18 protein-coding genes are annotated in these 23,691 nt (G+C 57.0%); 11 read left to right on the forward strand and 7 right to left on the reverse strand.

The window, feature by feature from the left end; all coding sequences use genetic code 11:
- The first annotated feature begins 83 nt into the window (after positions 1-83).
- The 4 genes from FrondiHNR_RS02395 to FrondiHNR_RS02410 all read left to right on the forward strand — a co-directional run bounded on the left by FrondiHNR_RS02395 (position 84) and on the right by FrondiHNR_RS02410 (position 5,136).
- Positions 84-1,415, forward strand: a complete 1,332-nt coding sequence (locus tag FrondiHNR_RS02395; protein WP_279353651.1) for a sigma-70 family RNA polymerase sigma factor — start codon at positions 84-86, stop codon at positions 1,413-1,415.
- 295 nt (positions 1,416-1,710) lie between these two features.
- Entirely contained in the window at positions 1,711-3,051 is a 1,341-nt protein-coding gene (locus FrondiHNR_RS02400; protein ID WP_279353652.1) for an extracellular solute-binding protein, read from the forward strand.
- A 139-nt stretch (positions 3,052-3,190) separates the two neighbouring features.
- Positions 3,191-4,126, forward strand: coding sequence for a sugar ABC transporter permease (locus tag FrondiHNR_RS02405; RefSeq protein ID WP_279354452.1), 936 nt, complete (start codon positions 3,191-3,193; stop codon positions 4,124-4,126).
- Complete coding sequence (locus tag FrondiHNR_RS02410) at positions 4,123-5,136, forward strand: carbohydrate ABC transporter permease (RefSeq protein ID WP_279353653.1); 1,014 nt, start codon at positions 4,123-4,125, stop codon at positions 5,134-5,136. The genes FrondiHNR_RS02405 and FrondiHNR_RS02410 overlap by 4 nt, the downstream gene beginning before the upstream one ends.
- 18 nt (positions 5,137-5,154) lie before the next feature.
- Here the strand turns inward: FrondiHNR_RS02410 and FrondiHNR_RS02415 are convergent, their stop codons facing one another.
- From FrondiHNR_RS02415 to FrondiHNR_RS02440, 6 genes are all read right to left on the reverse strand, one after another.
- Positions 5,155-7,395: an ABC transporter ATP-binding protein gene (locus tag FrondiHNR_RS02415; protein WP_347567118.1), complete on the reverse strand. Its 2,241-nt coding sequence runs from the start codon at positions 7,393-7,395 to the stop codon at positions 5,155-5,157.
- Between the two features lie 63 nt (positions 7,396-7,458).
- The gene (locus FrondiHNR_RS02420) at positions 7,459-8,457 is read right to left on the reverse strand and encodes an ABC transporter permease (protein WP_279353655.1); all 999 of its coding nucleotides are present in this window, start codon (positions 8,455-8,457) and stop codon (positions 7,459-7,461) included.
- A 5-nt stretch (positions 8,458-8,462) separates the two neighbouring features.
- Entirely contained in the window at positions 8,463-9,443 is a 981-nt protein-coding gene (locus FrondiHNR_RS02425; RefSeq protein WP_279353656.1) for an ABC transporter permease, read from the reverse strand.
- 30 nt (positions 9,444-9,473) lie between these two features.
- The gene (locus FrondiHNR_RS02430; protein WP_279353657.1) at positions 9,474-11,150 is read right to left on the reverse strand and encodes an ABC transporter family substrate-binding protein; all 1,677 of its coding nucleotides are present in this window, start codon (positions 11,148-11,150) and stop codon (positions 9,474-9,476) included.
- Positions 11,151-11,555: 405 nt separating this feature from the next.
- On the reverse strand, positions 11,556-12,896 hold the full coding sequence (gene aspS / locus FrondiHNR_RS02435) for an aspartate--tRNA(Asn) ligase (protein ID WP_279353658.1): 1,341 nt from the start codon (positions 12,894-12,896) through the stop codon (positions 11,556-11,558).
- A 191-nt stretch (positions 12,897-13,087) separates the two neighbouring features.
- On the reverse strand, positions 13,088-14,017 hold the full coding sequence (locus FrondiHNR_RS02440) for a hypothetical protein (RefSeq protein ID WP_279353659.1): 930 nt from the start codon (positions 14,015-14,017) through the stop codon (positions 13,088-13,090).
- 354 nt (positions 14,018-14,371) lie between these two features.
- On the opposite strand from FrondiHNR_RS02440, the gene FrondiHNR_RS02445 reads away from it, so the two are divergent.
- The 5 genes from FrondiHNR_RS02445 (at position 14,372) to ccsB (ending at position 19,280) form a co-directional block, all read left to right on the forward strand.
- On the forward strand, positions 14,372-15,052 hold the full coding sequence (locus FrondiHNR_RS02445; protein ID WP_279353660.1) for a histidine phosphatase family protein: 681 nt from the start codon (positions 14,372-14,374) through the stop codon (positions 15,050-15,052).
- Positions 15,049-15,684, forward strand: a complete 636-nt coding sequence (locus tag FrondiHNR_RS02450; protein ID WP_279353661.1) for a TlpA disulfide reductase family protein — start codon at positions 15,049-15,051, stop codon at positions 15,682-15,684. The genes FrondiHNR_RS02445 and FrondiHNR_RS02450 overlap by 4 nt, the downstream gene beginning before the upstream one ends.
- 6 nt (positions 15,685-15,690) lie before the next feature.
- Entirely contained in the window at positions 15,691-16,446 is a 756-nt protein-coding gene (locus FrondiHNR_RS02455) for a cytochrome c biogenesis CcdA family protein (protein ID WP_279353662.1), read from the forward strand.
- Positions 16,430-18,058, forward strand: coding sequence for a cytochrome c biogenesis protein ResB (locus FrondiHNR_RS02460; protein ID WP_279353663.1), 1,629 nt, complete (start codon positions 16,430-16,432; stop codon positions 18,056-18,058). The genes FrondiHNR_RS02455 and FrondiHNR_RS02460 overlap by 17 nt, the downstream gene beginning before the upstream one ends.
- Before the next feature lie 85 nt (positions 18,059-18,143).
- Positions 18,144-19,280: a c-type cytochrome biogenesis protein CcsB gene (ccsB, locus tag FrondiHNR_RS02465; RefSeq protein ID WP_279353664.1), complete on the forward strand. Its 1,137-nt coding sequence runs from the start codon at positions 18,144-18,146 to the stop codon at positions 19,278-19,280.
- A gap of 61 nt (positions 19,281-19,341) precedes the next feature.
- Here ccsB and FrondiHNR_RS02470 read toward each other — a convergent pair whose 3' ends face one another.
- Positions 19,342-20,328, reverse strand: a complete 987-nt coding sequence (locus FrondiHNR_RS02470; RefSeq protein ID WP_279353665.1) for an o-succinylbenzoate synthase — start codon at positions 20,326-20,328, stop codon at positions 19,342-19,344.
- A 104-nt stretch (positions 20,329-20,432) separates the two neighbouring features.
- Here FrondiHNR_RS02470 and FrondiHNR_RS02475 point away from each other — a divergent pair, with 104 nt between their 5' ends.
- Both FrondiHNR_RS02475 and FrondiHNR_RS02480 read left to right on the forward strand, forming a co-directional pair.
- Positions 20,433-21,338 (forward strand): 1,4-dihydroxy-2-naphthoyl-CoA synthase, encoded by a 906-nt coding sequence (locus FrondiHNR_RS02475; protein WP_279353666.1) that lies wholly within the window; start codon positions 20,433-20,435, stop codon positions 21,336-21,338.
- Positions 21,339-21,381: 43 nt separating this feature from the next.
- Positions 21,382-23,661, forward strand: coding sequence for an MMPL family transporter (locus tag FrondiHNR_RS02480; protein ID WP_279353667.1), 2,280 nt, complete (start codon positions 21,382-21,384; stop codon positions 23,659-23,661).
- The last annotated feature ends 30 nt before the right edge of the window (positions 23,662-23,691 follow it).

A 23,691-nucleotide genomic window follows, 5' to 3' on the forward strand; every position in this document is an offset into this window, starting at 1 on the left:
TGTTTGCTCGTAGGGGCTCTGCGTGTTGTATTTCATGGGTTGAGCTCTGGGGCTGAGTAAATAAATTTGCGGGGTGAATTAGGGTGGAAGAAGAACTGACGGCGCGCCGGGGCGAGGAGATCAAGGATAGTGGCGGGGACTATCTTCCCAGCGAGGATAACACTCAGGAGTTTCACGATGATGCCGAACTTATTAGGGGTTGGCGTCGGGGAGAACAGGCAGCGGCAAAAGCTCTCTATCAGAATCACTACGGACGAGGAATTCGCATAGCCTACCGTCTTGTGGGTGAGCGTGACGTGGCCGAAGAGGTAACGAGTGAGGCCTTCACTAAGGTATTTGAAGCGCTTAACCGGGGGAAGGGTCCGACTCTCTCATTCGGTCTATATCTTGCGACGACGATCCGATCAATCATCAGTGATCGATCGCGAAACAGAGAAAACCCGGTTGACGAAACCACCATGGCCACCCTCATTGAGGGCACGGGTGATCAGTATCACGAGGATAATAGCCCGGGTGAGGTGATAGACGCTTTTAATAGCCTGAGCGAGAAGAACCAGAAAATAATTTGGTACCGAGACGTTGAGCAGATGCCCATCAGGGAGGTAGCAGAACTTCTCGATATTCCTCCAAAGAATTTGAGCGTCATGTACCAGCGGGCACGAGCTCAGCTCCGTGCACGTTACCTGGAGCAGCTTTCGCGCGCTCTGGTTCGTCCAGAGTGTCGAGAGTACGCGGCATCCTATGGCGACTATGCCGCGGGCTTGCTGAGCAAAAGCAAGAGGAAAGCCGTTGAGGAGCACCTGAAGACGTGCGATACCTGTCCCGCTATCGTCGAAGAGGTGAGCCACGTGGCGCAGCGTTTTCTCGCAGCGCTGCCCTTTGCGGGTGCGGGCGCGCTTGTGGCGGGGCGAACACTTATCGCCACCGAAGAGACTAAACTTTCCGGAGGGCTTCTGCACCTGGGTGCTGGTAGGTCGGTGCCCGCAATAGCTGGCGTAACTGCTGCGGTAGTCGGTGTAGCGGTGGCCGCTGCGGTTTTCTTTATGCCGGGTCAGGAGGTGGAGCAGGATGCGGGAGCTCCCAGAGAGCCATCCGCGGCAGCGGAGCCGGTGGAGGAACCCCAGACTCAGCAAGAGCCCGGGCCCACGGCGGAGAGTGTTGTTCCTGTTGTCTCAGGTGCGGCTGGAAGCGGTAGCTGTAACGTCTCCTACAAAACGAGTGCTCAAGAAAACATTTTTAGTGCGGTGAACACTAGTGGTTCGTCCTGTGTGGTGACATATGAGTGGGACGGGAAAGTTCTTCACAAGACTGAGGTTCAGGGGAGTCAGGTTTTTGATGCTGCCCGTGTCGGTCTGTACAGTATCACGGTTGCTACTGACGACGGTGTGTGGAGTGAGAGCTTCCAGCGTCGCTAACTTACCTGTTCAACACGGTTGCCGGGTGCATTAGATTACGATTTTTAAGGAGCACATCGGCTGTGCCGGGTGCGGTTTTGGTGAACGTGTCGGGTGATTCTTGCCTGGACGCCCCTGGGAATCCTTGCTTTTCTTGCGGGAGATGCGTAGCGTACTTCATAAGGTTCCGTTGAATTAGTGTATTGAATTAATGTACTGAGTTGCCCGTACCTGCGTGCATGAGGGGTACTATACTCACGGAACATCGCTCGACGAAGAGGAGAGGTGAGCGCGAGTGATACCAACGCGTAGGCGTTTGTGGATAGTTTCGACTGCGTTAGTGAGCGCGGCGGGTCTGGTATTAACCGGGTGTGCCAATAATGCACCGTCGGATTCCGGGGATGCGGCAGAGGTAGACTGCGCCCCGTACGAACAGTTTGGGAGCTTTGAGGGTTCAACGGTAGAGGTATACGCCAGTATCGTTGACGTTGAGGCCGATCAGCTTCAGCGGAGCTGGGCCGACTTTGAGAAGTGTACGGGAATTACGGTGCAGTACACCGGTGATCAAGACTTTGAGACTCAAATCAATGTGCGCGTGGCGGGTGGGAGTCCACCCGACCTGGCCATTGTTCCGCAACCCGGTTTGTTGCAGCGCCTGGTCGAAACAGGAGGGGTTGTGAACCCACCGCAGGCTGTGGCCGATAACGTAGCCGAGTGGTGGTCGGAAAGCTGGAAAACCTACGGTAGCGTAGACGGCACATTTTATGCCGCACCCCTTATGGCCAGTGTGAAGGGATGGGTCTGGTACTCGCCCGCAGACTTTGAGGAGCGTGGCGTAGAGGTTCCCACAACCCTTGCTGAGCTTCAGAAGATCACCACAGAGCTTTCGCGGAACACCCCCGGCCCAACCTACCGACCCTGGTGCGTCGGGTTTGAGTCTGGGACGGGAACAGGGTGGCCTGGAACCGACTGGATTGAGGACTACGTTCTCCGTCAATCAGGACCGGAGGTATACGACGCCTGGGTTGCCGGTGACATCAAGTTTGACTCCCCGGAGATCAGGGCGGCTTTTGACGCTGTGGGGGAGATTCTTCTTAATCCCGACTATGTCAATGGTGGATTTGGGGATGTGCAGAGCATCAACTCTGTTTCGTTCCAGGAGGCGGGACTGCCGATCCTCGACGGGGAGTGCTCACTGCACCACCAGGCATCGTTTTATGAGGCGCAGTGGCCGGAGGGTACAAACGTTGCCGAGGATGGAGATGTGTGGGCTTTCCTGCTCCCCAACACCACCGCAGACGAGGGTGACGCCGTTGTGGGTGGTGGCGAATTTGTCGCGGCGTTTAATAGCGATGAGGCGACTCAAGCGTTACAAACCTATCTTTCCACCGATCTGTGGGCAAATAACCGAGTGAAACTGGGCGGTGTAGTGAGTGCTAACAGGGGTCTCGATCCGCAAAACGCGCAGAGCGCCATAGGCCGGGAGGCGATACGCATACTGCAGGATGACAACACCGTCTTCCGTTTTGACGGCTCGGATCTGATGCCCGCGGCGGTGGGAACCGCCTCATTTTTCACGGGAATGGTCGACTGGGTCAACGGTGACAGCACCGAGAGCGTTCTCCGGAGAATAGATGCGTCATGGCCCGGCCGGTAGTCGCAGCCTAGGGCGGGGAGGTCAGTAGTTGTTTGTTTCCCAGTTTTCCGTGGCGGGTGCTGCCCTGTACAGGAGTGAGGAGCTAGCACGCACGGCTCAGGGGGGTGTTGTCCAGGACATCTCGAACAAGTTCGGTGTGATGTTTGTGGCGCTGTTCATCTTCCTGGCGGTGATCGGACTCCTCCTGTTTTTTGTGGATCGGGCGCCCAAACGGGGCCGCGATATCGTGCAATTGGCAGCTTTTGTGGCCCCGGCCCTGATCTTGCTCACGATTGGCCTGGTGTACCCGGCGATCCGCACTATTCTGCAGTCAACCACGGATAGCGTGGGCAACTTTGTCGGGCTTGAAAATTTTGCCTGGATATTCACTAACGAAGAATCGCTTATCAGTCTCCGTAACACCGTGCTGTGGGTTGTGCTGACCCCGCTGCTCTCCACGGTTTTTGGGCTGGCCTACGCTATCTTTATTGATCGGTCGCGGGGAGAAAAGATCCTCAAATCGTTGGTTTTTATGCCCATGGCAATTTCATTTGTGGGTGCGGGAATCATCTGGAGCTTTATGTATGCGTATCGCTCCCCCGGGTTTAGCCAGACGGGTCTTCTTAACCAGATACTGGTGTGGCTTGGGTTTGAACCCGTGCAATTTCTCAACTCCGCGCCGCTGAACACCGTGTTTCTTATTGTGGTCTTGGTGTGGATTCAAACGGGGTTTGCGATGGTGGTGCTTTCCGCATCCATTAAAGCAATTCCCGCAGAGCAGGTAGAGGCCGCCCGCATAGACGGGGCTAGCGGTTGGCAGGTGTTTCGCAACGTCACGCTTCCGGGTATCCGAAGCTCCCTGGTGGTGGTGGTCACCACCATCACCATCGCCACCCTCAAGGTCTTTGACATCGTGCGGACTATGACAAACGGGAACAACAGCACCAGCGTGGTTGCGCTTGATATGTATAACCAGGCTTTCCGATTTAACGAGTGGGGACGTGGTGCTGCACTGGCCGTTGTCATATTTGTCCTAGTGCTTCCCATTGTGATCTATAACGTGCGTGTGCTGCGGCAGCAGAGGGAGATCCGATGAGCGCAAACTCGGCGGTGGGGCGAGGAGCCCCCATGAACTCGGTACCGAAGGGCGAGAACGCGATGAGTTCGGCGGCCCGAGGTGAGGAATCGGTGAGTTCAGCGGTGAAGAGCAGCGGATCCGCAAAAATACGTGGTCGAAACCCCGGTCGTGCCGATCGGGTAAAGCGCGGGCTCACCTCGCGGTGGGCAACTGTGGCCGCAATTATTATTGCGGTGCTGTGGACCGTTCCCACTTTTGGTCTTTTTGTCGCCTCGTTCCGACCTCAGGCAGATAGGCGCGAGGGCTGGTGGACCATCTTTAGCGAGTGGATGCCAACCCTTGATAACTACACCACCGTCCTGGGGAACGCAACCATCTCCAACGACAATCTCGCCCTGTATTTTGTGAACTCCTTTATTATCACGATCCCGGGCACAATCTTCCCCCTCACCCTGGCCCTCATGGCGGCCTACGCCTTTGCGTGGATACCGTTTCGCGGGAGGGGAGTTCTTTTTGTTATGGTGTTTGCTCTGCAGATTGTTCCACTACAGATGGCACTCATTCCGCTGCTGCAATTTTTCAACGGTGTGGATATCGGTGGCACCTACCTAGCCGTGTGGATAGCACACACCATTTTTGGGCTGCCGCTGGCCACGTTTTTGCTGCATAATTTTGTCTCACAGATTCCGCACGAGCTGGTTGAGGCCGCACGCGTGGACGGTGCTTCTCACGCTCAAATCTTTCGGAAGCTTATCGTTCCGCTTTCGGTTCCTGCGATTGCCAGTATTGCCATTTTTCAGTTCCTTTGGGTCTGGAACGATCTGCTTGTGGCCCTGGTTTTTTCGGGTGGAACGGCCGAGGTTGCTCCACTTACCGCAAAACTCGCCAACATGGCAGGGGCTTTTGGTCGTAATGAGCACCTTCTGCCCGCCGGAGCCTTTGTCTCGATCATAGTTCCGCTGATCGTGTTCTTTGCGTTGCAGCGCTACTTCGTCAGGGGACTCCTCGCCGGAGCTACCAAGGGGTAACAAGGAGCGAGGCGTTACCTATAGGGGTTCTGAAGCTGTAAGGCCGAGTGGAAAGTGACAGGCCGCAGTGTGGTCGTCAGCTTGCTCTTGCGCCCCCGCAGCCGGCCGCTCTAAGCCGGTTTTTGACGGCCCAGCATCGGGTACCTCGTTACGAAGGGGGATCGTATCGGAGAGTTTTCTGGGCAGAGGAGAGGGAACCTCGGTGGCGCAGCGTTTCTTGTCGTCGTTGGGGAGGGCGCTAAAAACGCGGCAGCGGGTGCGGAAACGGCACCCCACCTGCTTTTCGGTGGGATTGGGAGGGTCACCCTCAAGAAGAATATGCTCACGCTGGCGTTCTTTTATCGGATCCGGGATGGGAACAGCGGAGAGCAGAGCCTGTGTATAGGGGTGCATAGGGTTTTCAAAAACCTTGGATACGGGCCCCGTTTCCATGGTGCGTCCCAGATACATGATGGATACCCGATCCGCGATGTGTCTGATCACGGAAAGGTCGTGTGAGACAAAGAGGTAGGAGAGTCCCAGGGTGGTCTTGAGTTCAGAGAGGAGGTTAAGCACCCCCGCCTGAATCGACACGTCAAGAGCAGAAACCGGCTCATCGAGCACAAGTAGTTTGGGATTAACCGCCAGTGAGCGGGCAATCGAGATGCGTTGACGCTGCCCGCCCGAGAACTCGTGTGGGTAACGCGAGGCATCGCTGGGGTTGAGGCCCACCAGACGAAGCAACTCGGGAACGCGGGTACGGACCTTATCCCCGGGCCACTTGTGGGCGCGGAGCGGTTCCGCTAACACATCGTAGATGGGCATTCGTGGGTCGAGGCTGGCCATAGGATCTTGGAACACCATGGCGATTTCCTGGCGTAGGTTGGCGATCGTTTTTTTATCTCTGGAGGAGTCACTAATAGACTGCCCCAGCATGTCAATCTGACCGCCCTCGGGAGCTGTGAGATCGAGAATTTGATGCAGGGTAGTGCTCTTCCCGGATCCCGATTCCCCCACTAAACCGAGGGTTTCGCCAGCGCGGATATCAAGATCAACACCGTCAACCGCGTAAATACTTCCGACCTGTCGTTTAAACGCTCCTCCCTTGACCAGGGGGAAGGTTTTAATAAGTCCCTCAACCGTGAGAACCGGTGCGAGGGTGTTGCGATCGGTGTGGTTTGCGGGAGAGTCGGCAATGTGGGGGAGGGGGAAGATGTCTTCCGGTTGTAAGTTTTGTTTCACCACATCGATCACGCGATGGCAGGCCACGAGGTGTTCAGCAAACCCGGCGGCGTTGGTCGAGCCGGCGGGATCGGCAGTGCCGCTTGGGTCCGTGATGTCGGTGGATGTGCCTGGATTGCCCGGAACATCGTTGAGCGCGGGTTCGGTCGCGTGGCACTCCGTGTATGCGAGCGGACAGCGGGTGGCAAAGGGGCAGCCTCCCGCAAAATCCAGCATGAGGGGCGGGGCACCGGGAATGGGGATAAGGGCCGTGTGCGCTTTGTTATCGATGCGGGGAACGGCCCCGATGAGCCCGAGTGTGTAAGGCATGCGAGGCTGCGTGAGTACCTGCTCTACCGTGCCTGTCTCAACAATTCGTCCCGCGTACATCACGGCAACTCGATCGGCGATACCCGCGATTACGCCGAGGTCGTGGCTGACAAATACCAGTGCGGCACCGGTCTCCCGTTGAGCGGTGCGAAGCACATCGATGATCTGTGCCTGGATGGTAACATCAAGCGCCGTTGTTGGCTCGTCGGCCAGGATAATATCGGGATCGTTGGCGATTGCCATGGCAATCATTGCGCGCTGGCGCATACCTCCGGAATACTGGTGTGGAAAAGAGTGAGCCTGGCGTTCCGGGTCGGGGATACCCACTATCTTGAGCAGCTCAACCGCGCGTTCCCAAGCCTCGGCCTTGGTGACCCGGCGGTGAGCTCGTACGGCCTCCGCTATCTGCTGGCCGATCTTGTAGACGGGGGTAAACGCCGAGAGCGGATCTTGAAAAATCATGGAGATCTTTGCCCCGCGGATTTTACTCATCTGGTTGTCGTTGGAGCCCAGTACCTCCTGGCCATCGATTTGAATGGAGCCGGTAATGACGGTGGTATCGGGGAGGAGCCCGAGGGAGGCCAGGGAGGTGACCGATTTTCCGGATCCGGACTCACCCACGATGCCAAAGACCTCGCCGCGACGAAGCTCAAAGCTTACCCCGCGGACGGCGTGAACCAGACCCTTGGGGGTGGGGAAACTCACGTGGAGATCCTGCACCTTCAGCACGGATTCGTTTTGCTCGGGGGAAGGAGAAATTGAGGGTGTGTGTTTCAGCTGCTGTCCCAATTTTTAGTCCTGTTCCTGGAGTTTCCGTGCTTTTTTAGGCTTCTTTTTACCCGCCGAGGAGGTGGGGTCAAAGGCATCGCGCAGGCCGTCTCCCAGGAGGTTGGCGGACAGCACAAATATCACGAGCGCGCAGAGTGCGAAGCCCCACAGCCACGGTGCTTGGATGCCTCCTGTCTGTCCTGCGGAGATAATGTTTCCGATGGAGACGTCGGGGGGCTGCACTCCGAAACCAAAATAGGAGAGGCCCGTTTCGGTCATCACGGCGGCCCCCGCCGCGATGGTAGCGTCAATGATGATAAAAGAGGTGACCTGCGGGATAATATGGCGGCGAATAATTGTGAGGTGGCCGATTCCCATATAGCGAGCCGCCCTGACGTACTCTTGATCACGCAGCGACATCGTCATCGAGCGAACCACGCGGGCGGTAATCATCCAGCCAAAAGCGGCGATCATGATCACGAGCATTAACCAGCCGTATTCGCGGAGTCGAGGAGACAGTATCGCGATGAACAAGAAGGCGGGCAGCGTGAGCAGCAAATCGATGAGGAACATGATCACCCGTCCGATCGCTCCCCCAAAGTATCCCGCCGCAGCGCCGAGAAAACCGGCAAGAACAGCCGAGAGCAGAGCCACAAGAATACCGATCATCAGGGACTTTTGCAGGCCCAAAGCGGTCCGAACCAGCATGTCCTGGCCAATGTTGTTTGTTCCAAACGGATGCTCGAGGGAGGGTGGCTGGTTAAGGGCCGCGTAGTCGATATCGTTGTACTGCCACGGGCTGATGAGGGGGGTGAGAAAGGCAAAGAGAAACAGAAACAGGATAACGGATAATCCGATGGTTGTTCCCTTATTTGCAAAGAGACGCCGTAGCACGACACGACCACGAGACGAGCCGGAAGAAGCTGCGGTATCTAAGCTAGCCTCCGCCGTGTGAGCCGAATTCTCCCCGGCATCCGGTGTGGGTGCATCTGCAATCGACGATGTTTTCTGTGGAACTGTCATATTTTTTACACCCTCACTCGGGGATCCAGCGTTGCGTGCAGCACATCGGCGAGGAAGCCGGAGAGCAACACAATAACGGCGGCAAAGGCACAATAAGCGGTTACCGAGTTGATGTCATTGCTATTAACCGAGTCGATAAACCACTTGCCGAGACCGTTCCACCCGTAGATCTGCTCGGTCATGGTGGCTCCCGTAATCACACCGATCATGCCAAAGGAAAAAAGTGTTGTCATGGGGATGATCGCCATGCGAAGGGCGTGGCGGAAGGTTGCTTTTGATCGGGTGAGCCCCTTGGCTCGGGCGGTTCGCAGATAGTCGGCTCCCAGCGTATCCAGCATGGTGGCACGCTGGTATCGGCTATAAAACGCGATACCGCCCAGGGCTATTGCGATGGTTGGCAGGAGCAAATGGTTGAGGGTGTCCCACAGGTGTGTCCAGAACCCGCCGACGAGGCCCGGGGTTGACGAACCTGTGAAGTTAATGAGCTGTGTTCCGGTGACGGTGTTGAGCCAGGTTGCTCCCATCTTGAGCAGAATGGCCAGAATGAAGACCGGCATCGACATGACAAGAAACGACAGGGCGGAGACGGTTCGATCCGAGAGCTTGTACTGTCGCAGCGCGTTCCACACCCCGATGAGCACTCCCAGGAGGATACCGAGTATCGACCCCAGGAGGAGTAACTGCAGGCTGGACCCCACCCTCTCGGCGAACTGGGCGTTCACCGAGAGGTTGTTGATCGTCTGGCCAAAGTCGCCCTGTAACACCTTGCCCAACCACGCAAAATACCTGACGAAGAGCGGATCGTTATCGTTGACGCCCAGATTGGTGAGTGTGGCCTCAATCGAAGACTGTGGGGGCCTGGGGTTTCGCTGCTCGAAGTTCCCTCGGGGATTCATGGCCGCGGAAGCCAGGATATACGCGAGCGAGGTTCCAATAAAGATGAGCGCGATGTAGTAACCCAGCCGCTTGGTCAAGTATTTGAACATGGTATTCCTCAGTGTGGTGCGGCAGTATGGCTACTTCATCCAGCCCACCTGAGTCCAATTTGGTTCAGCATTTCCCGAGAAAGCTCCGTAGTTGGCAATACCCGGACGTATTGCAAGGAGCATGGGCTGCTGAGCGATCGGGAGGGAGTGACCCTCCTGCCACACGAGCTTGTCTGCCTCGTTTGTGAGCTGAGCCAGCGTCTCGGGATTGAGTTCTGCGTTTGCCTGGTCGAGAAGGGTATTGATCTCGTCGGTGCTGATTTTGCCGTAGTTCTGGGTGTTCTCACCCGTTTGGTAGATGCTCACCCCGTCGGCGAGGAAACCGGTTCCCCCCCAGACAAATAGGGTCATGTCGAAGTTGCCCGGGGTAATATTGTCGCGGAAAAATGTGTCGGTGGGAACGGCCACAATGTCAAGCTTGACCTGCACGCCAGCTAATTGGGCTTGAATCAACTCGGCGATTTGCTGAGAGACGGGAGTTCCCGAGGGGATCACCATGCGCGGGGCAAGGGTGACGCCGTCTTTGACACGCACGTCCCCGGAAACCTGCCAGCCAGCGGCATCAAGTGCTGCGGCCGCGGCTGCGGGGTCAAAGTCAACTATGCCCGTTGCGTTGTCCTGATAGTTCGGATCTGTGCTGAGGTACATGTGGTTGTTGAGTAGCTCAAACTTGTAGGGGGTTCCGTTGTAGATCGTTTGCCCCAGCGATTCGCGATTAATCGCTTGCTGGACCGCAAGGCGAGTGTCTTTGTCCGCCAGTACTCCGCCCGACCCGAAGGTGAGATGGTTGTATCGGCTGGATGGCGCAAGCCGGATATCGGTATTGGCGGCGTCTTTGACACGCGAGTAACGGTCGGTGTTTCCCGCAGCAACGACATCAATCTCGTTGTTGAGGTATGCGTCAATATCCGCTGTGCTCTCGAGCGCGCGGAAGGTGATGGTGTCGAGCTTGGGCTTTTCACCCCACCAGGCTTCATTCTGTACGAGGGTAACGGTTTGGGCGGTGGTATTAATGCTGTCTGTGGTGAGTTTAAAGGGCCCCGCGGTGACGGGAACGTTCTGCAGCCAGCCGGTGTTGAAGTTGTCTACCGTGGCGTAGTGCTGGGCCGGGTAGAGGAACATGAAAAGCTTTTGCCAATCAGCAAAATCTGTGTTGAAAACAACGGTAAAGTCTTTGTCGGTTGCACCCGGGGTGAGCGACTCGATGTTTTGATATCCGGTGGGGTCTCCCACAAGAGCCCCCGCATCGGCGCTGTTGAGGGCTTTCCATACTGCCTCGTAGTCTTTCCAGGTGATGGGGGTTCCATCGCTCCAGACAGCCTGGTCGTTGATCTGATACTCGATGGTCTGCGGGCTGCTATTTACCAGCTCTGCTTTGGTAAGGAAATCGGTGTTGAGGGCGATTTCGCTGTTCTCATCGAAGATAAAGCTCCTGGGCATTACAGCCTTGAGAATGGTTGAGGTGTCTACCAGTGCGCCGTCGGTGTGATAATAGTTCCACTGCTCGGGAAGCTTGCTGAGAACGAGTCGCAGGTCGCCGCCGTCTTGGAGCTCTGATGCTGGCTGAGGATTTATCTGGCTGCCCTGCGAACTCAGGTCGGTTGCGGACTGTCCCTCATTGCTAGTGGTGGATGTGGCGCAGCCTGTGACAACGAGGCTGAGAGCCGTGACAAGTACGGCTGCTGTGGAAAACTTTTTACGGGACAACGTTACCTCTCTCCATTGAAAGCGTCCTTTATAATCAGAAGGGTTAACGCTTTATTATACTGGATAATTTATGAATGTTTATTAATTTTGTTTTTCCTACTATACGCCAGCGGGCCCTCCAGTGTAGCGCAATTATGTTGCGCATATCTTGAAAATTAGCTAGCTGATAGATTCAATTTATAATACTAGCCTTTAGAAATTGTTTGGTCTGTAACAATTTCACTGGAGATTGCTGTGATTGTCAAATCTTGTGGGGAATAAAGAGTTGGCAGGGCCGTTGGTTTTGCCGTCAGCAAAGCCTTCCTTGCTCTGTTTCGCAATCATCAGTTTCTGATGGGTCCTCGCTAGGCACAGTGGTCAGGAGACGCGTTCTAGTCTCGACGGGACTTTAAAAATTATCGCACCCTACGGGGTGAGGCGGGTAGGTCCGCGGAAAAGATAGATAACCTCACGAATAGAAGTCTGCTGTAGCATGAGCATGATTACGCGGGAGAGCCCCATACCAAAACCACCGTGGGTGGGCACGCCATAGCGGAAGAAATCAAGATAGAAGTCAAGCTCCGCGGGATCCATCCCCTTCTCGGTAGCCTGGGCGATGAGCGTGTCGATGCGGTGTTCCCGCTGTGCGCCGGTGGCTATCTCCACGCCGTTGTAGATGAGATCGTAGCTCTTGGTGAGGGTGGGGTCGTCCTCGTGGCGCATGTGGTAAAAGGGACGGATGCTTGAGGCGTAGTCGGTGAGGAACACAAAGTCGTGACCGTAGGTTTCCTTAACATAGGCCGAGATCTGGCGCTCGCCCTCGGGATCCATGTCTGCATCACTGCGGGGGATCTCGTAGCCGCGTTCCGCCACGATACGTTTAGCCTCTTCTAAGGGGATACGTGGGAAGGGGAGAGGGGGAACCTCGATATTGATGCCAAAAAGCTCCTTGATGGCCTCGCCGTGCTTGTCGCGAACCGCGGTAATACCCGCCGCCATGAGCTCTTCGTGTAGGCGCATCACGTCTTCGTGGCTGTCGATCCAACTGATCTCGGTATCCACACTCGTGAACTCCGTGGCGTGGCGTGAGGTAAAAGAGGGATCGGCGCGGAAAGCCGGGGCAATCTCAAAAATCTTGCCAAAGCCGGCGGCCTGAGCCATCTGCTTGTAGAACTGAGGGCTCTGCGCGAGGTAGGCTTTGCCCTCAAAGTAGTCGAGCTCGAAAAGCTCGGCTCGGGATTCACTGGGGCTAGCCATCAGCTTGGGAGTGTGCACCTCAATGAAATCACGCTCAATCCAGTAGGTGCGTAGCGCGTGCACAAAAGTGCTTTGAATGCGGAAGATGAGGTTCTGCTCGGGTCGGCGAAGATCGAGAAAACGCCAGTCCATGCGCTTGTCCAGGCTGGAATCATGGGTGATAGGTGTCTCGGGGATAGCCTCGGAGACCACCGTGAGGGTCTCGATCAACACCTCAAGACCGCCAAGCTTGACCCGCTCATCCTTCTTGAGCTGGCCCGTGACGGTGATGAAGCTACCGTGGGCAAGGCCGGAGATGGCCTCGGTGATGGCAAGCTTTGCGGCTGAATCGGGCTCCTCTTCGTTGAGTTCGCGCGTTGCGACGTTAACCAGCTGGAGCGCGGCGGTTTCGTCGCGAAGAACGATGAACTGTACACGTTTCTGATCGCGCACGGTTTCTACCCATCCGGATACGGTGACGGGGCCATCGCTCCGCGCGGACAAGTTCTTGATGAGGATACGTTCAGTCACGCGCCTAATCTTACATCCTTCGGGCCTCGAAGGCTTGTTCGGCTACTGTTTGTGCGCTTCTGGGGTGGTGCTGAGGGTGAAATGGATACCGCCCCCGGTGGGTAGTGCTCAATAAAAGCAACTTTTTACCGGAGGCAGTATACGGTCTATGACAGCAAATTCTGCCGATAATACCGAGAAGGTGCGTTGGGCTACTTCACCAGGCTAAAGCTCAGTGGGCTGTCTCCCGTAGTCGAGAGCCATCCCGGTGTGCTCGCGTCGACCGTGATGCTGTTTCCCGAGAGGAGCGAGGTGAATACATAGGAACCATCGGACTGCTCGCTGACCTGGAAGCGCTGTGCTTCCTGGGCATCTTGCGGAAGGCTTCGCATCGTGCTGAGCGTGTCCGCAGTGGTTGCCCAGGGGTTAGTGTCCGATGTGGTGGTCAGATAGATGCTGGGGTTCGAAAAAGCCGATGCCTGGAGGCGGTAGCTATCCGTTGCGGCATCGTAGTCAACGAGGCTCCACACAAGCGTGGGAGCCCAACCGCCCTGTGAGAGCGAGCCAGCCGTGTACAGGTTCCAACCGGCAAAGTTTGCCGGTCCGTTCTTCACCACAAACTTCACGTCACTCACCGCAACCGTAAAGGAGGTAGCTTTTTCCTTCTCCTGAAGAGAGACACTTCGCGCGGCTGTGTTATTGCTGAGCCAGGAGTTCTCCTGCGCCGATTGAACCTGATAGGTTCCGTTGCTTTGCTTGACGAAGGTCCAGCGGGCTCCATCGGCAACAGAAGAGGTGACTACGTCACCATCCGACGGCGCGAGATAGGAGCTATCGGAGGCTGAGCGTACGACGTAGGAGTTCGAAGAGCTGTCGTAGTCAGAGAGATCCCAGCGCTGTTCAACGCTGGTGGAGGGCTCAAATAGCGCTCCCGGATTTCCCAGGCCGACCGATCCTGAGCCTTTGTTCTGAAGTACGGCGGAACCACTGACCAGCGAAATGTTCTCCGTGATCGGGCCGAGCGGGCCCTGGGTCGTTTCCGCGGAGGCAGCGTGTGGGGTGAGGGAGGCGGCAACGACAAGCGCTGCGCCGGCTACAGCGAGAAGGGGCAGGCGCCCCCGATCGGCAGACAGATTAGACATGTGTATCCTCATTTCTTTGTTTCATGAGGGTCAGCTAGGACCCGGTTTAGTGGGGGGTTAGCTAAAACCCGGGTTGGTGTTGCATTGAAATAAAGATGACGAACTCTTGCAAATATATTTAATGCCACAAGAGACATCACACATATATCATATTGCACACTAATCTGCTATTAAATTTTTATTATGTATATTCGCAGGAACCTCGCGTGTAAGTCTGGTAATGAATGGAGCGTGAGACTGTCTTAACCTTCCGTGTGACCAACACGCAGCGCTGCCGATAAAAGAAACAAGCCGTTTTATCCCCCACGGCCCGGGGCCAGCAAATCTCCAGTCAAAGGTCTCTAGAATAGGGGGGTGGCAGAAAAACAGCTCCATCTTGTGCGTCACGGCGAGGTACACAACCCCCATGGCGTGCTTTATGGTCGCATCCCCGGATATCGCCTCTCCGAGCTGGGGGCCGAGATGGCCGCCGCAGCTGCCGACGATCTACAGCAGCGCGACCGTCGTATCGCACGGCTCTACGCCTCGCCGCTTCAGCGTACCCAAGAGTCAGCCGAACCAATTGCGCGCTTCACCGGGCTTCCGATCATCACGGAGCACCGTATTATTGAACCCACCAACTTCTTTGAGGGGCTGCCGAACCATGGAAAACATGCGGCTTTTCGCCAGATAAGATACTGGCACAAACTCTGGAACCCGTTTCGACCGAGCTGGGGAGAACCCTACAGCGACATTGCGGCTCGCGTGCGCGAGGCCATGGACGAGGCCTGGGATGAGGTTGAGGCGAGTGTTGCAGACGGAACTGACAAGAACGCCTTTGAGGGCGATATTGTGATGGTCAGCCACCAGTCTCCCATCTGGATTACGCACCGTAGTGTTGCCGGAGAACGACTTTTCCATGATCCGCGTACTCGCCGCTGCGAACTCAGCAGCATAACCTCCTTTACGAGGCGTAACGGCGAGTGGTTTGAGGTGGGCTATTCACACCCGGCGGAACCGCTCATGGCAAATGCTACAGACATAGGGGCGGTATGAGCAGCTTCGGGGGTAATATGAAGGGCCTTGGGACACAGAAATTTCAACGCATTCGCAGGGTCGGCGCCATTCTTTTGGTAGCGGGGGTGCTTGCGGGGTGTAGTAACGATCCTCTCGCCGAGCAGTGGAGTGCGGGCGATAACAAGGGCTACATTTCCGGAGACGGAACCACCACCGAGGTTCCCGTAGAGGAGCGGGAAGCGGCGGTTGTTTTCAGCGGAACCATTGAGGACGGCAGTACCGTCTCCTCCGAAGAATTTCTGGGTTCCGTGACGGTGGTGAACTTCTGGTACGCGGGATGCGCACCCTGCCGGGTGGAAGCCCCCGATCTGCAGGCTCTCAACACGGAGTTTGCCGATCAGGGCGTCAAATTTCTCGGTGTCAACACTCGTGATCAGGCGGCTCAGGCCACCCAATTTGCCGAAGAATTTGGCATCACCTATCCGTCGATTATCGATACTCCCAACGGGCGCGCTGTGCAGCGTGCCTTTGCGAGTTCCATTCCTCTCAACGCGGTTCCCACCACCCTGGTTGTTGATCGGGAGGGGCGGGTCGCCTCAAGAATTCTGGGACAGCTTCCCGACGCGGCCATCCTCTCCACCCTGATCTCTGACACCCTCGCGGAAAAGTAGCGTCCGTTGGGGGTTGGCGAACTTATCCGAAACGGCGACCTATGGGTGGCCGTGCCCATAGCGGTTCTCGCCGGATTACTCTCTTTTGCCTCGCCCTGCGTTCTACCGCTTGTCCCGGGATATCTTGCTTACGTGGGTGGCTTCAGCGGCGAGGTAACTGACGATGCTGCGGAGGCGCGTCGCGCCCGCCGCCGATTGGTGTTGGGGGTTGCACTTTTTGTGCTCGGATTCACCCTGATCTTTGTGGTGATCATGGCTCTGGCGGGAACCGTTGGTTCCTGGCTCCTGGAGTGGGAAAACCTCATTACCCGCCTCCTCGGGGTTGTGGTGATAGCGATGGGTCTCGTGTTTATGGGCAGTTTTACCCTCGCACAGAAAACGGTGAGAGCACGCTGGCAGCCCAAAACGGGTCTGCTGGGCGCGCCCCTGCTCGGCGCGGTTTTTGCCATCGGATGGACTCCCTGCCTGGGGCCAACACTCCTCGCTATTTTCTCGCTCAGTGTGCAGGGCGGGTCGCCGATGCGCGGCACAGTGCTGGGCTTCTTCTACTGCCTGGGGTTGGGGATTCCCTTTCTTTTAGTGGCCCTCGGATTCGGCTGGGTCACGTCCTCTGTTAAATTCCTTCGTAAGCATATACGCGTCGTCAACGTTATCGGCGGGTTGATGTTGGTGATTATTGGTGTGCTCATGGTGACGGGAGTGTGGTCAAATATGATGTTTGCTCTTCAGGCGGTGATGAGAAGCTATGTCGCGCCCCTCTGATCACATTGAGAGCGAAGACTCTCCCGTCAAAGATCCCGTGGGTCTTGGTATCTCCGGTTATCTGCGCTGGTTTTGGCGACAGCTCACCAGCATGCGCGTGGCCATCATCCTGCTCTTATTGCTGGCCGTGGCAGCAATTCCCGGCTCCATCCTGCCGCAGCGAAGCTCTGACCCTAACGGGGTTGTCGAGTACAGCCGAGCAAACCCGGAGCTCTTTGAGTTCCTGGATGCTTTTCCCATCCAGGGCTTTGACGTCTATAGCTCCGTGTGGTTTTCCAGCATCTATCTTTTGCTATTTGTCTCGCTTATTGGCTGTGTGATACCCCGAATTAAGCACCACTGGACGGCCATGCGTTCCCGACCACCGCGCACCCCCGTTCGGTTGCGACGTATGGCGGGATACTTAGAAACAGAACTCCTGAACGAGGCGGCCTCTCTCGAGGACGCCACCGCAATGGCCAAGGATGTCACCCTTTCGGCTCAGACAATCCTCAAGAAACAGCACTATCGAACAGAGATATACCACAGGGGGAATGAGTGGTCGGTATCGGCCGAGAGAGGATATCTGCGCGAAACGGGAAACCTGCTTTTTCACGCGGCCCTCCTGGGTGTTCTGGTGGCGATGGGCTTTGGGGGAGGCTACGGCTATCAGGGGCAGAAGCTTCTTCTAGAGGGTGAAACCGGGGTGAACTCCCTGATCGACTACGACTCTTTTAACCCTGGACGTTTCTTTGATGATGCCTCACTTGATCCCTTCGGCATACGACTCGACAGCTTTGACGTGAAATACGTTGAGCCAGGCACACAAAACAACACCGCCCTGGGCCAGGCCATCGATTACACCGCACACGTCACGGTTACGGAGACCGACGGAACCCAGCGGCAGGACACCGTCAAAGTGAACCATCCGCTGCGCCTCTACGGCACAAATGTGTACCTCTTGGGTAACGGCTATGCCCCCAAAATCACGGTGAAAAATGCCGAGGGCGCCGTTGTCTTTGAGGAGGCCGTACCCTTTATGCCACAGGACACCAACCTCTCCTCGCTGGGAATCATTAAAATCCCCTACGGTCTGGGGGAGCAGGTTGGAATGATTGGTTTTATCTATCCCACCCAGGTGGAGCTTGAGAGCGGAGCCTACGCTTCCAACTATCCAGACCTGATTAACCCGGTTCTCACACTCGAGGTTTATTCGGGTGATCTGGGTATCAATGATGGAATCCCGCGCTCGGTGTACGCGCTTGACACCGACGAGATGACCAAGATCGCCGGTCGAGACGTGGAGGGAACACCCACACTGGAGATCCGCCCGGGCGAAACCACCGAGCTCCCGAACGGTATGGGAACGGTTACCCTCGATGCGATTCCGCGTTTTGTGTCCTTTGACCTGCACCACAATCCGGGACAGATCTGGGTGCTCATCTTTGCCATCCTGGCAACGCTTGGACTGCTCAGCTCCCTCTTTATCCCGCGCCGCAGGGTGTGGGTGAAGGTTATTCCACGCGAGGGTGGAATCCGAATCGAGTACGCCGCCCTCGCTCGCGGTGACGACCCCACGCTTGACGGTGCTGTTGCCGCGCTTGCCGAGAAGCACCGTGTGGCCATCGAATAAATTGTTGCGGGTAATTTGGCGATCGGGTGCCGAGACGGCCGAAATTACCCGCGATGACCCGCAAAAGAGTAAGTAGGATATAACCGTGATAGAAATTGTCGAGCAGTATTCACAATTGTCGCTGTTCTCAGCGCTACTCATCTATGCGCTGTCATTTATTTTCTTTGCGGTTGATCTTGCAAACCGTGCGGGCGAAGACGGCGTTTCGATTACCGCGGCTACACGCGACGGTGTTCGCCGCAACTCGAAATCTGCGCGAATCGGTTTTTCTCTCCTTGTGCTGGGCTGGGTTTTTCAGCTGGCCGCCACCGTTCTGCGGGGACTTGAGGGGGGCCGGGTGCCCTGGGCGAATATGTACGAGTTTGCCCTCACGGCAACCCTAGCGATTGTCACGATCTTTATCGTGGTGCAGTTCTTTGTTGATCTGCGCTTTTTAGGAACCCTCATCTCGGGCCTCACCCTGGTTTTTCTGGGGATTGCCCGGATGAACTTTTATGTCCCCTCGGTTCCTCTGCCTCCCGCTCTGGACTCGTACTGGCTGGTCATCCACATTATTGTGGCTGTTTTGGCGGTTGCCTTTCTCACGCTCAGCTTTGGTCTATCAATTGTGCAGCTCCTGCAGTCTCGCCGTGAGCGCCTTCTCAAAGAGGCCGACAGTACCGTCCGCGCGCAACAGCGGGAGGCCGGTCGGAGCGCGGGTCCCGGCAATGCTGTTTCCGACAGCGCTGTTTCCACGGATTCTACCGCTGAGACTTCGGGGTCTAGCTTTGGGAGTACCGCAGCCGCGGGCATGGCAGCAACCGCAACACTCTCCGAGACACAGTCGCCCGCAGCCTCGGGCGCTCCCTTTGTAGATCCGTCCGCCCCGGACACCGGCAAACAACCCCTACGGTTTCTCCGCAGCTTCCCCAACGCGGACACCCTAGAAAACCTCAGCTACCGCATGGTGGTGATCGGCTTTGTGTTCTGGACCTTTACCCTGATCGCCGGTTCCATCTGGGCCGAGCACGCCTGGGGTCGCTACTGGGGTTGGGACACCAAAGAGGTGTGGACCTTTATCATCTGGGTTCTCTACGCCGGGTTTATCCACGCGCGGGCAACCAAGGGGTGGCGCGGATCGCGCTCCGCCTGGCTCTCGATCATCGCCTACTCCGCCGTGATTTTTAACTTCACGATTGTGAACCTGTTTTTCAAGGGCCTGCACGCCTATTCTGGCCTCTAGAACGCACCTTGAAGTTTCTAAAACCTACCCCAATTCACCTTCACCCTCACTCCCGGGATTCCTAAATTTTATCCTCAAGGTGTTTATAGCAGCGGGTAATCCGCTCTTCCCACCACCGTGTGCGGTCGCTGGGGGCCGCATAGCGAGAGAGTAACGATTCCGAGGGGGTTACCCGCCGTACCTCGATCTGACCGTTCACGGGAAGAAGCGGAGCCTCGGTAACATCGCCGCCCAGGAGCGCGGCGGTTCCCAGGCCCGCCGCAAAGGGTTGAGCAGGAAGCGCTCCCGCCAGGTGCAACCCCATCGAGAGTCCCACCGAGGTGTCCAGGGCGCTCGAAACCACGGTGGGAAGCCCGGCCGCATCCGAAATCGATAGTGCCGAGCGGATACCCCCCAGCGGTTGCGCCTTAATCACGACGATGTCTGCCGCTCCCTGGCGGGCAACCTCGATGGGGTCTTGTGCCTTGCGCACGCTCTCGTCCGCCGCAATGAGTACTCGAGAGTGAGCAAGGCGCTGTCGCAGAATTGTGAGTTCAGCCACGGTTGCACAGGGTTGCTCCGCGTACTCAAGACCGTAGGGCAACAGGGCGAGGAGCGCCTCTTCTGCCTCTTTTACCGACCATCCTCCATTGGCATCCACTCGGATTTTTCCGTCTTCCCCCAGATACTCCCGTACAGCCCGCACCCGCTCCATATCGTCTCTGAGCGTCTGGTTTTCCTCTGCAACCTTTACCTTTGCGGTGTTACAGCCGGGAAATCGATCAAGGACGCCCGCAATCTCGTGCGCCGCAATCGCCGGAACAGTGGCATTGACGTTGATTGCGGAGCGAAGGATCGGAGGAGTCTGTTCATGCCCAAACTCGATTGCAGCGGATAGCCACTGGGCGGCTTCCTCGTCCCTATATTCCGGGAAGGGCGAGAATTCTGTCCACCCCTCGGGGCCCTGCCAGAGGGCGGCCTCTCTGACACTAATACCGCGAAAGCGGGTTCGGGTGGGAATTGCCACGACTCGCAGGGAGTCGAGAATATCGTTACGAGTTGCACGCATGGTTCTATTCTTGTCCATCTCGGGGTGCCTTCAGAATTGAATCGCGTTCGGGTTTTGTGCCGAGAAGGATAGGGTCGATACGATTCAGGCCATAAGCTAGAGCTATGGTTTTTGTCTCAGAAATTTTTGATCCGAGCGTGTGGGTTGAGGCGTCCGGAGCGAGTCTCACCGATATCACCTACCACCACGATGTTTCCGGGCGTATTGCTCGCATCGCGTTTAATCGCCCGGAGGTTCGCAACGCTTTTCGCCCCCACACGGTTGATGAGCTTTATCGTGCTCTCGATGATGTCCGCACCAACCCGCGCATCGGTGCCGTGTTGCTCACGGGTAACGGCCCCAGCCCCAAAGACGGCGGGTGGGCGTTTTGCAGTGGCGGTGACCAGCGCATCCGGGGGCGCGACGGATATAAGTATTCGAGCGAGGCAACGGCATCGGGGATCGATCAGGCCCGCAGCGGGCGGCTTCATATTCTTGAGGTGCAGAGGCTCATCCGCTTTATGCCCAAGGTGGTCATCGCGCTTGTTCCCGGCTGGGCGGCGGGTGGGGGGCACTCGCTGAACGTTGTGTGTGATCTCAGCATCGCGAGCAGTGAGCACGCTCGTTTTAAACAGACGGACGCCGACGTGGGATCGTTTGACGCGGGATACGGTAGCGCGTATTTTGCCCGACAGATTGGTCAAAAGAACGCGCGGGAAATTTTCTTTCTTGCTCGCGAGTACAGCGCGCAGCGAGCATACGAGATGGGTGCTGTCAACGCCGTGGTACCGCACGCGGAGCTGGAGGTCACCGGAATTGAGTGGGCACGGGAAATTCTGGGGAAGTCTCCCACCGCTATTCGGATGCTCAAATACGCATTTAATGCGGTGGACGACGGCCTGGTGGGGCAGCAGATTTTTGCGGGAGAGGCAACACGTTTGGCCTACGGTACAGATGAGGCTGTCGAGGGTAGAGACTCTTTCCTTGAAAAACGCGACCCCGACTGGAGCGATTTTCCGTACCACTACTAGGGGAATTTTCCACGCAGCATGATCACATTTGGAGTATCGCACTATGACCGACAATCGTCGCACTAAATCGCCCGCTCACGCTGAACACACCGCGTCGCCCGGCAACGCCGCTCAATCCGGTAGTGTCGCGCCGCCAGTCCGTACCGATCCGCCACCCCACCACACGTTTCGAAGTCGCGTACCGCGGTGGCTGAGGGTGCTGCTGCCCGCCGCGCTGATTCTCGTGTGGCTTACGGCAGCCAGCATCGGTGGACCCTACTTCGGCAAGGTGGGTGAGGCCTCAACCAACGACCCGACCACGTACCTCCCCGAGTCCGCCGATGCAACACGGGTGCAGAAAGCTCTCGGAGGCTTTAGCGACTCAAACGTGATCCCCGCGGTTGCTGTGTTTGTTGCCAAAGAGCAGCCCACGGATGCCCAGATTGAGAGCCTGAAGGCCGCCACCCTTGATCTCCCCAAAATCAAGGGAGTTGTTGACGAAGTCTCGCCGCTGATCGCTTCGGAAAACGGTCTTGCGTTTGAGGTGTTTATTCCGATTAACAATGAGGCTAACCTGGGGGACACCACCTCCGCGATTTCCTCACAGTTGGGTCAGGCTGCACCGCCCGGTGTGGAGGTTTTTGTGACCGGGCCCGCCGGGTTTACCGCTGACCTGGTGAAAGCATTCTCGGGTATCGACGGGCTGCTGTTGGCGGTGGCACTGTTTGCGGTGTTTATTATCCTCATCGTTGTTTATCGGTCTTTTCTGCTGCCGATTGCTGTGCTGTCAACCAGTTTTTTTGCGCTCACCGTAGCGTTGCTTGTTGTGTGGTGGCTCGCAAAGGACGGTGTGCTGCTACTCAGCGGCCAGACCCAGGGTATCCTCTTTATCCTCGTGATTGGTGCCGCTACCGACTATTCGCTGCTCTACGTCTCTCGCTATCGAGAGGAGCTGCGTGTGCAGCAGGATAAGTGGGCGGCCAGCATGCGGGCGCTCCGAGGGGCTTTTGAACCTATTCTGGCTTCTGGCGGTACGGTGATTGCCGGGTTGATGTGTCTGCTTCTCAGTGACCTCAAGTCGAATAGCACCCTCGGTCCGATCGCGTCGATCGGTATCATCTTTGCCATGCTCTCGGCGCTCACGTTGTTGCCCGCGATTCTCTTTGCTTTTGGACGTGTGGCGTTTTGGCCGAGACGCCCGAAATATGAGCCTAGTGTTGTTGCTGCCGAGGGAGGAGTACCGTCGAAGGGGCTCTGGGCCTGGACGGGAAAGCTGATTCGGCGCCACTCGCGTGTTGTCTGGGTTGTTGCCACCCTTGTGCTTCTGGTGGGAGCCACCGGGGTGACCCAACTGCGGGCGCACGGTATTGCCGAGTCTGATCTGGTGCTCGGGGCCTCCGAGGCCCGTGACGGTCAGCAGGCGCTGGCCGAGCACTTTCCCAGTGGATCGGGCAGCCCGGTCTACGTTCTGGTTCCCGAGAATAGGATGCAGGATGCTGCTAATGTGCTGCTGGGTAACCCGGGATTGAGCGATGTTGCGGTGCTGAGCCACGACACCGTAGCTGGGGCGGTACCGGTTGGTGCGGACGGCATTACCGCGTTCGGTCCTCCCGGCACGCCAGCCCCCAAACCCACCGTGAGCGACGGCAGTGTGATGTTGCAGGCAACCCTGACCAACGCGTCCGAGTCCGATGCGGCTCAGAAGACGGTGCGCGACCTGCGAAAAAAGTTTGCGGGCGACAATACGGGTGCCCTAGTTGGGGGAGTCACCGCGACGGACATCGATACAAACGATGCCTCGATCCGTGATCGCACCCTCATCATCCCCGTGGTGCTTGTGGTGATTCTTGTGATCCTGATGCTTCTGTTGCGCTCGATTCTTGCGCCGGCGCTGCTGGTTCTCACGACTCTCCTGTCGTTTGGAACGGCTCTCGGTGTCTCGGCGCTCGTGTTCAACGGCATCTTTCATTTTCCGGGAGCAGATCCTGCGGTTCCGCTCTACGGCTTTGTGTTCCTCGTGGCGCTAGGCATTGACTACAATATTTTTCTCTCCACGCGGGTGCGTGAGGAGTCGCGTCGTCACGGTACGAGGGAGGGTATCATCCGCGGGCTGTCGGCTACGGGCGGGGTGATCACCTCGGCGGGTCTGGTGCTTGCCTCTACCTTTGCTGCGCTATCGGTTATTCCGGTGCTGTTCCTTGTGCAGATTGCGTTTATCGTTGCCTTTGGCGTGCTGATCGATACCTTCCTGGTGCGTGCACTGCTCGTTCCGTCTCTCCTATACGACATCGGCCCCGCCGTGTGGTGGCCGTCGAAGCTTGCCCGTGTGAAGGAGGGGCGCTGACCCCCCGGGGGGCATGCTTGAGGTATTTGC

The sequence above is a fragment of the Lysinibacter sp. HNR genome (assembly GCF_029760935.1).
In the GTDB taxonomy this organism is placed as follows: Bacteria; Actinomycetota; Actinomycetes; order Actinomycetales; family Microbacteriaceae; genus HNR.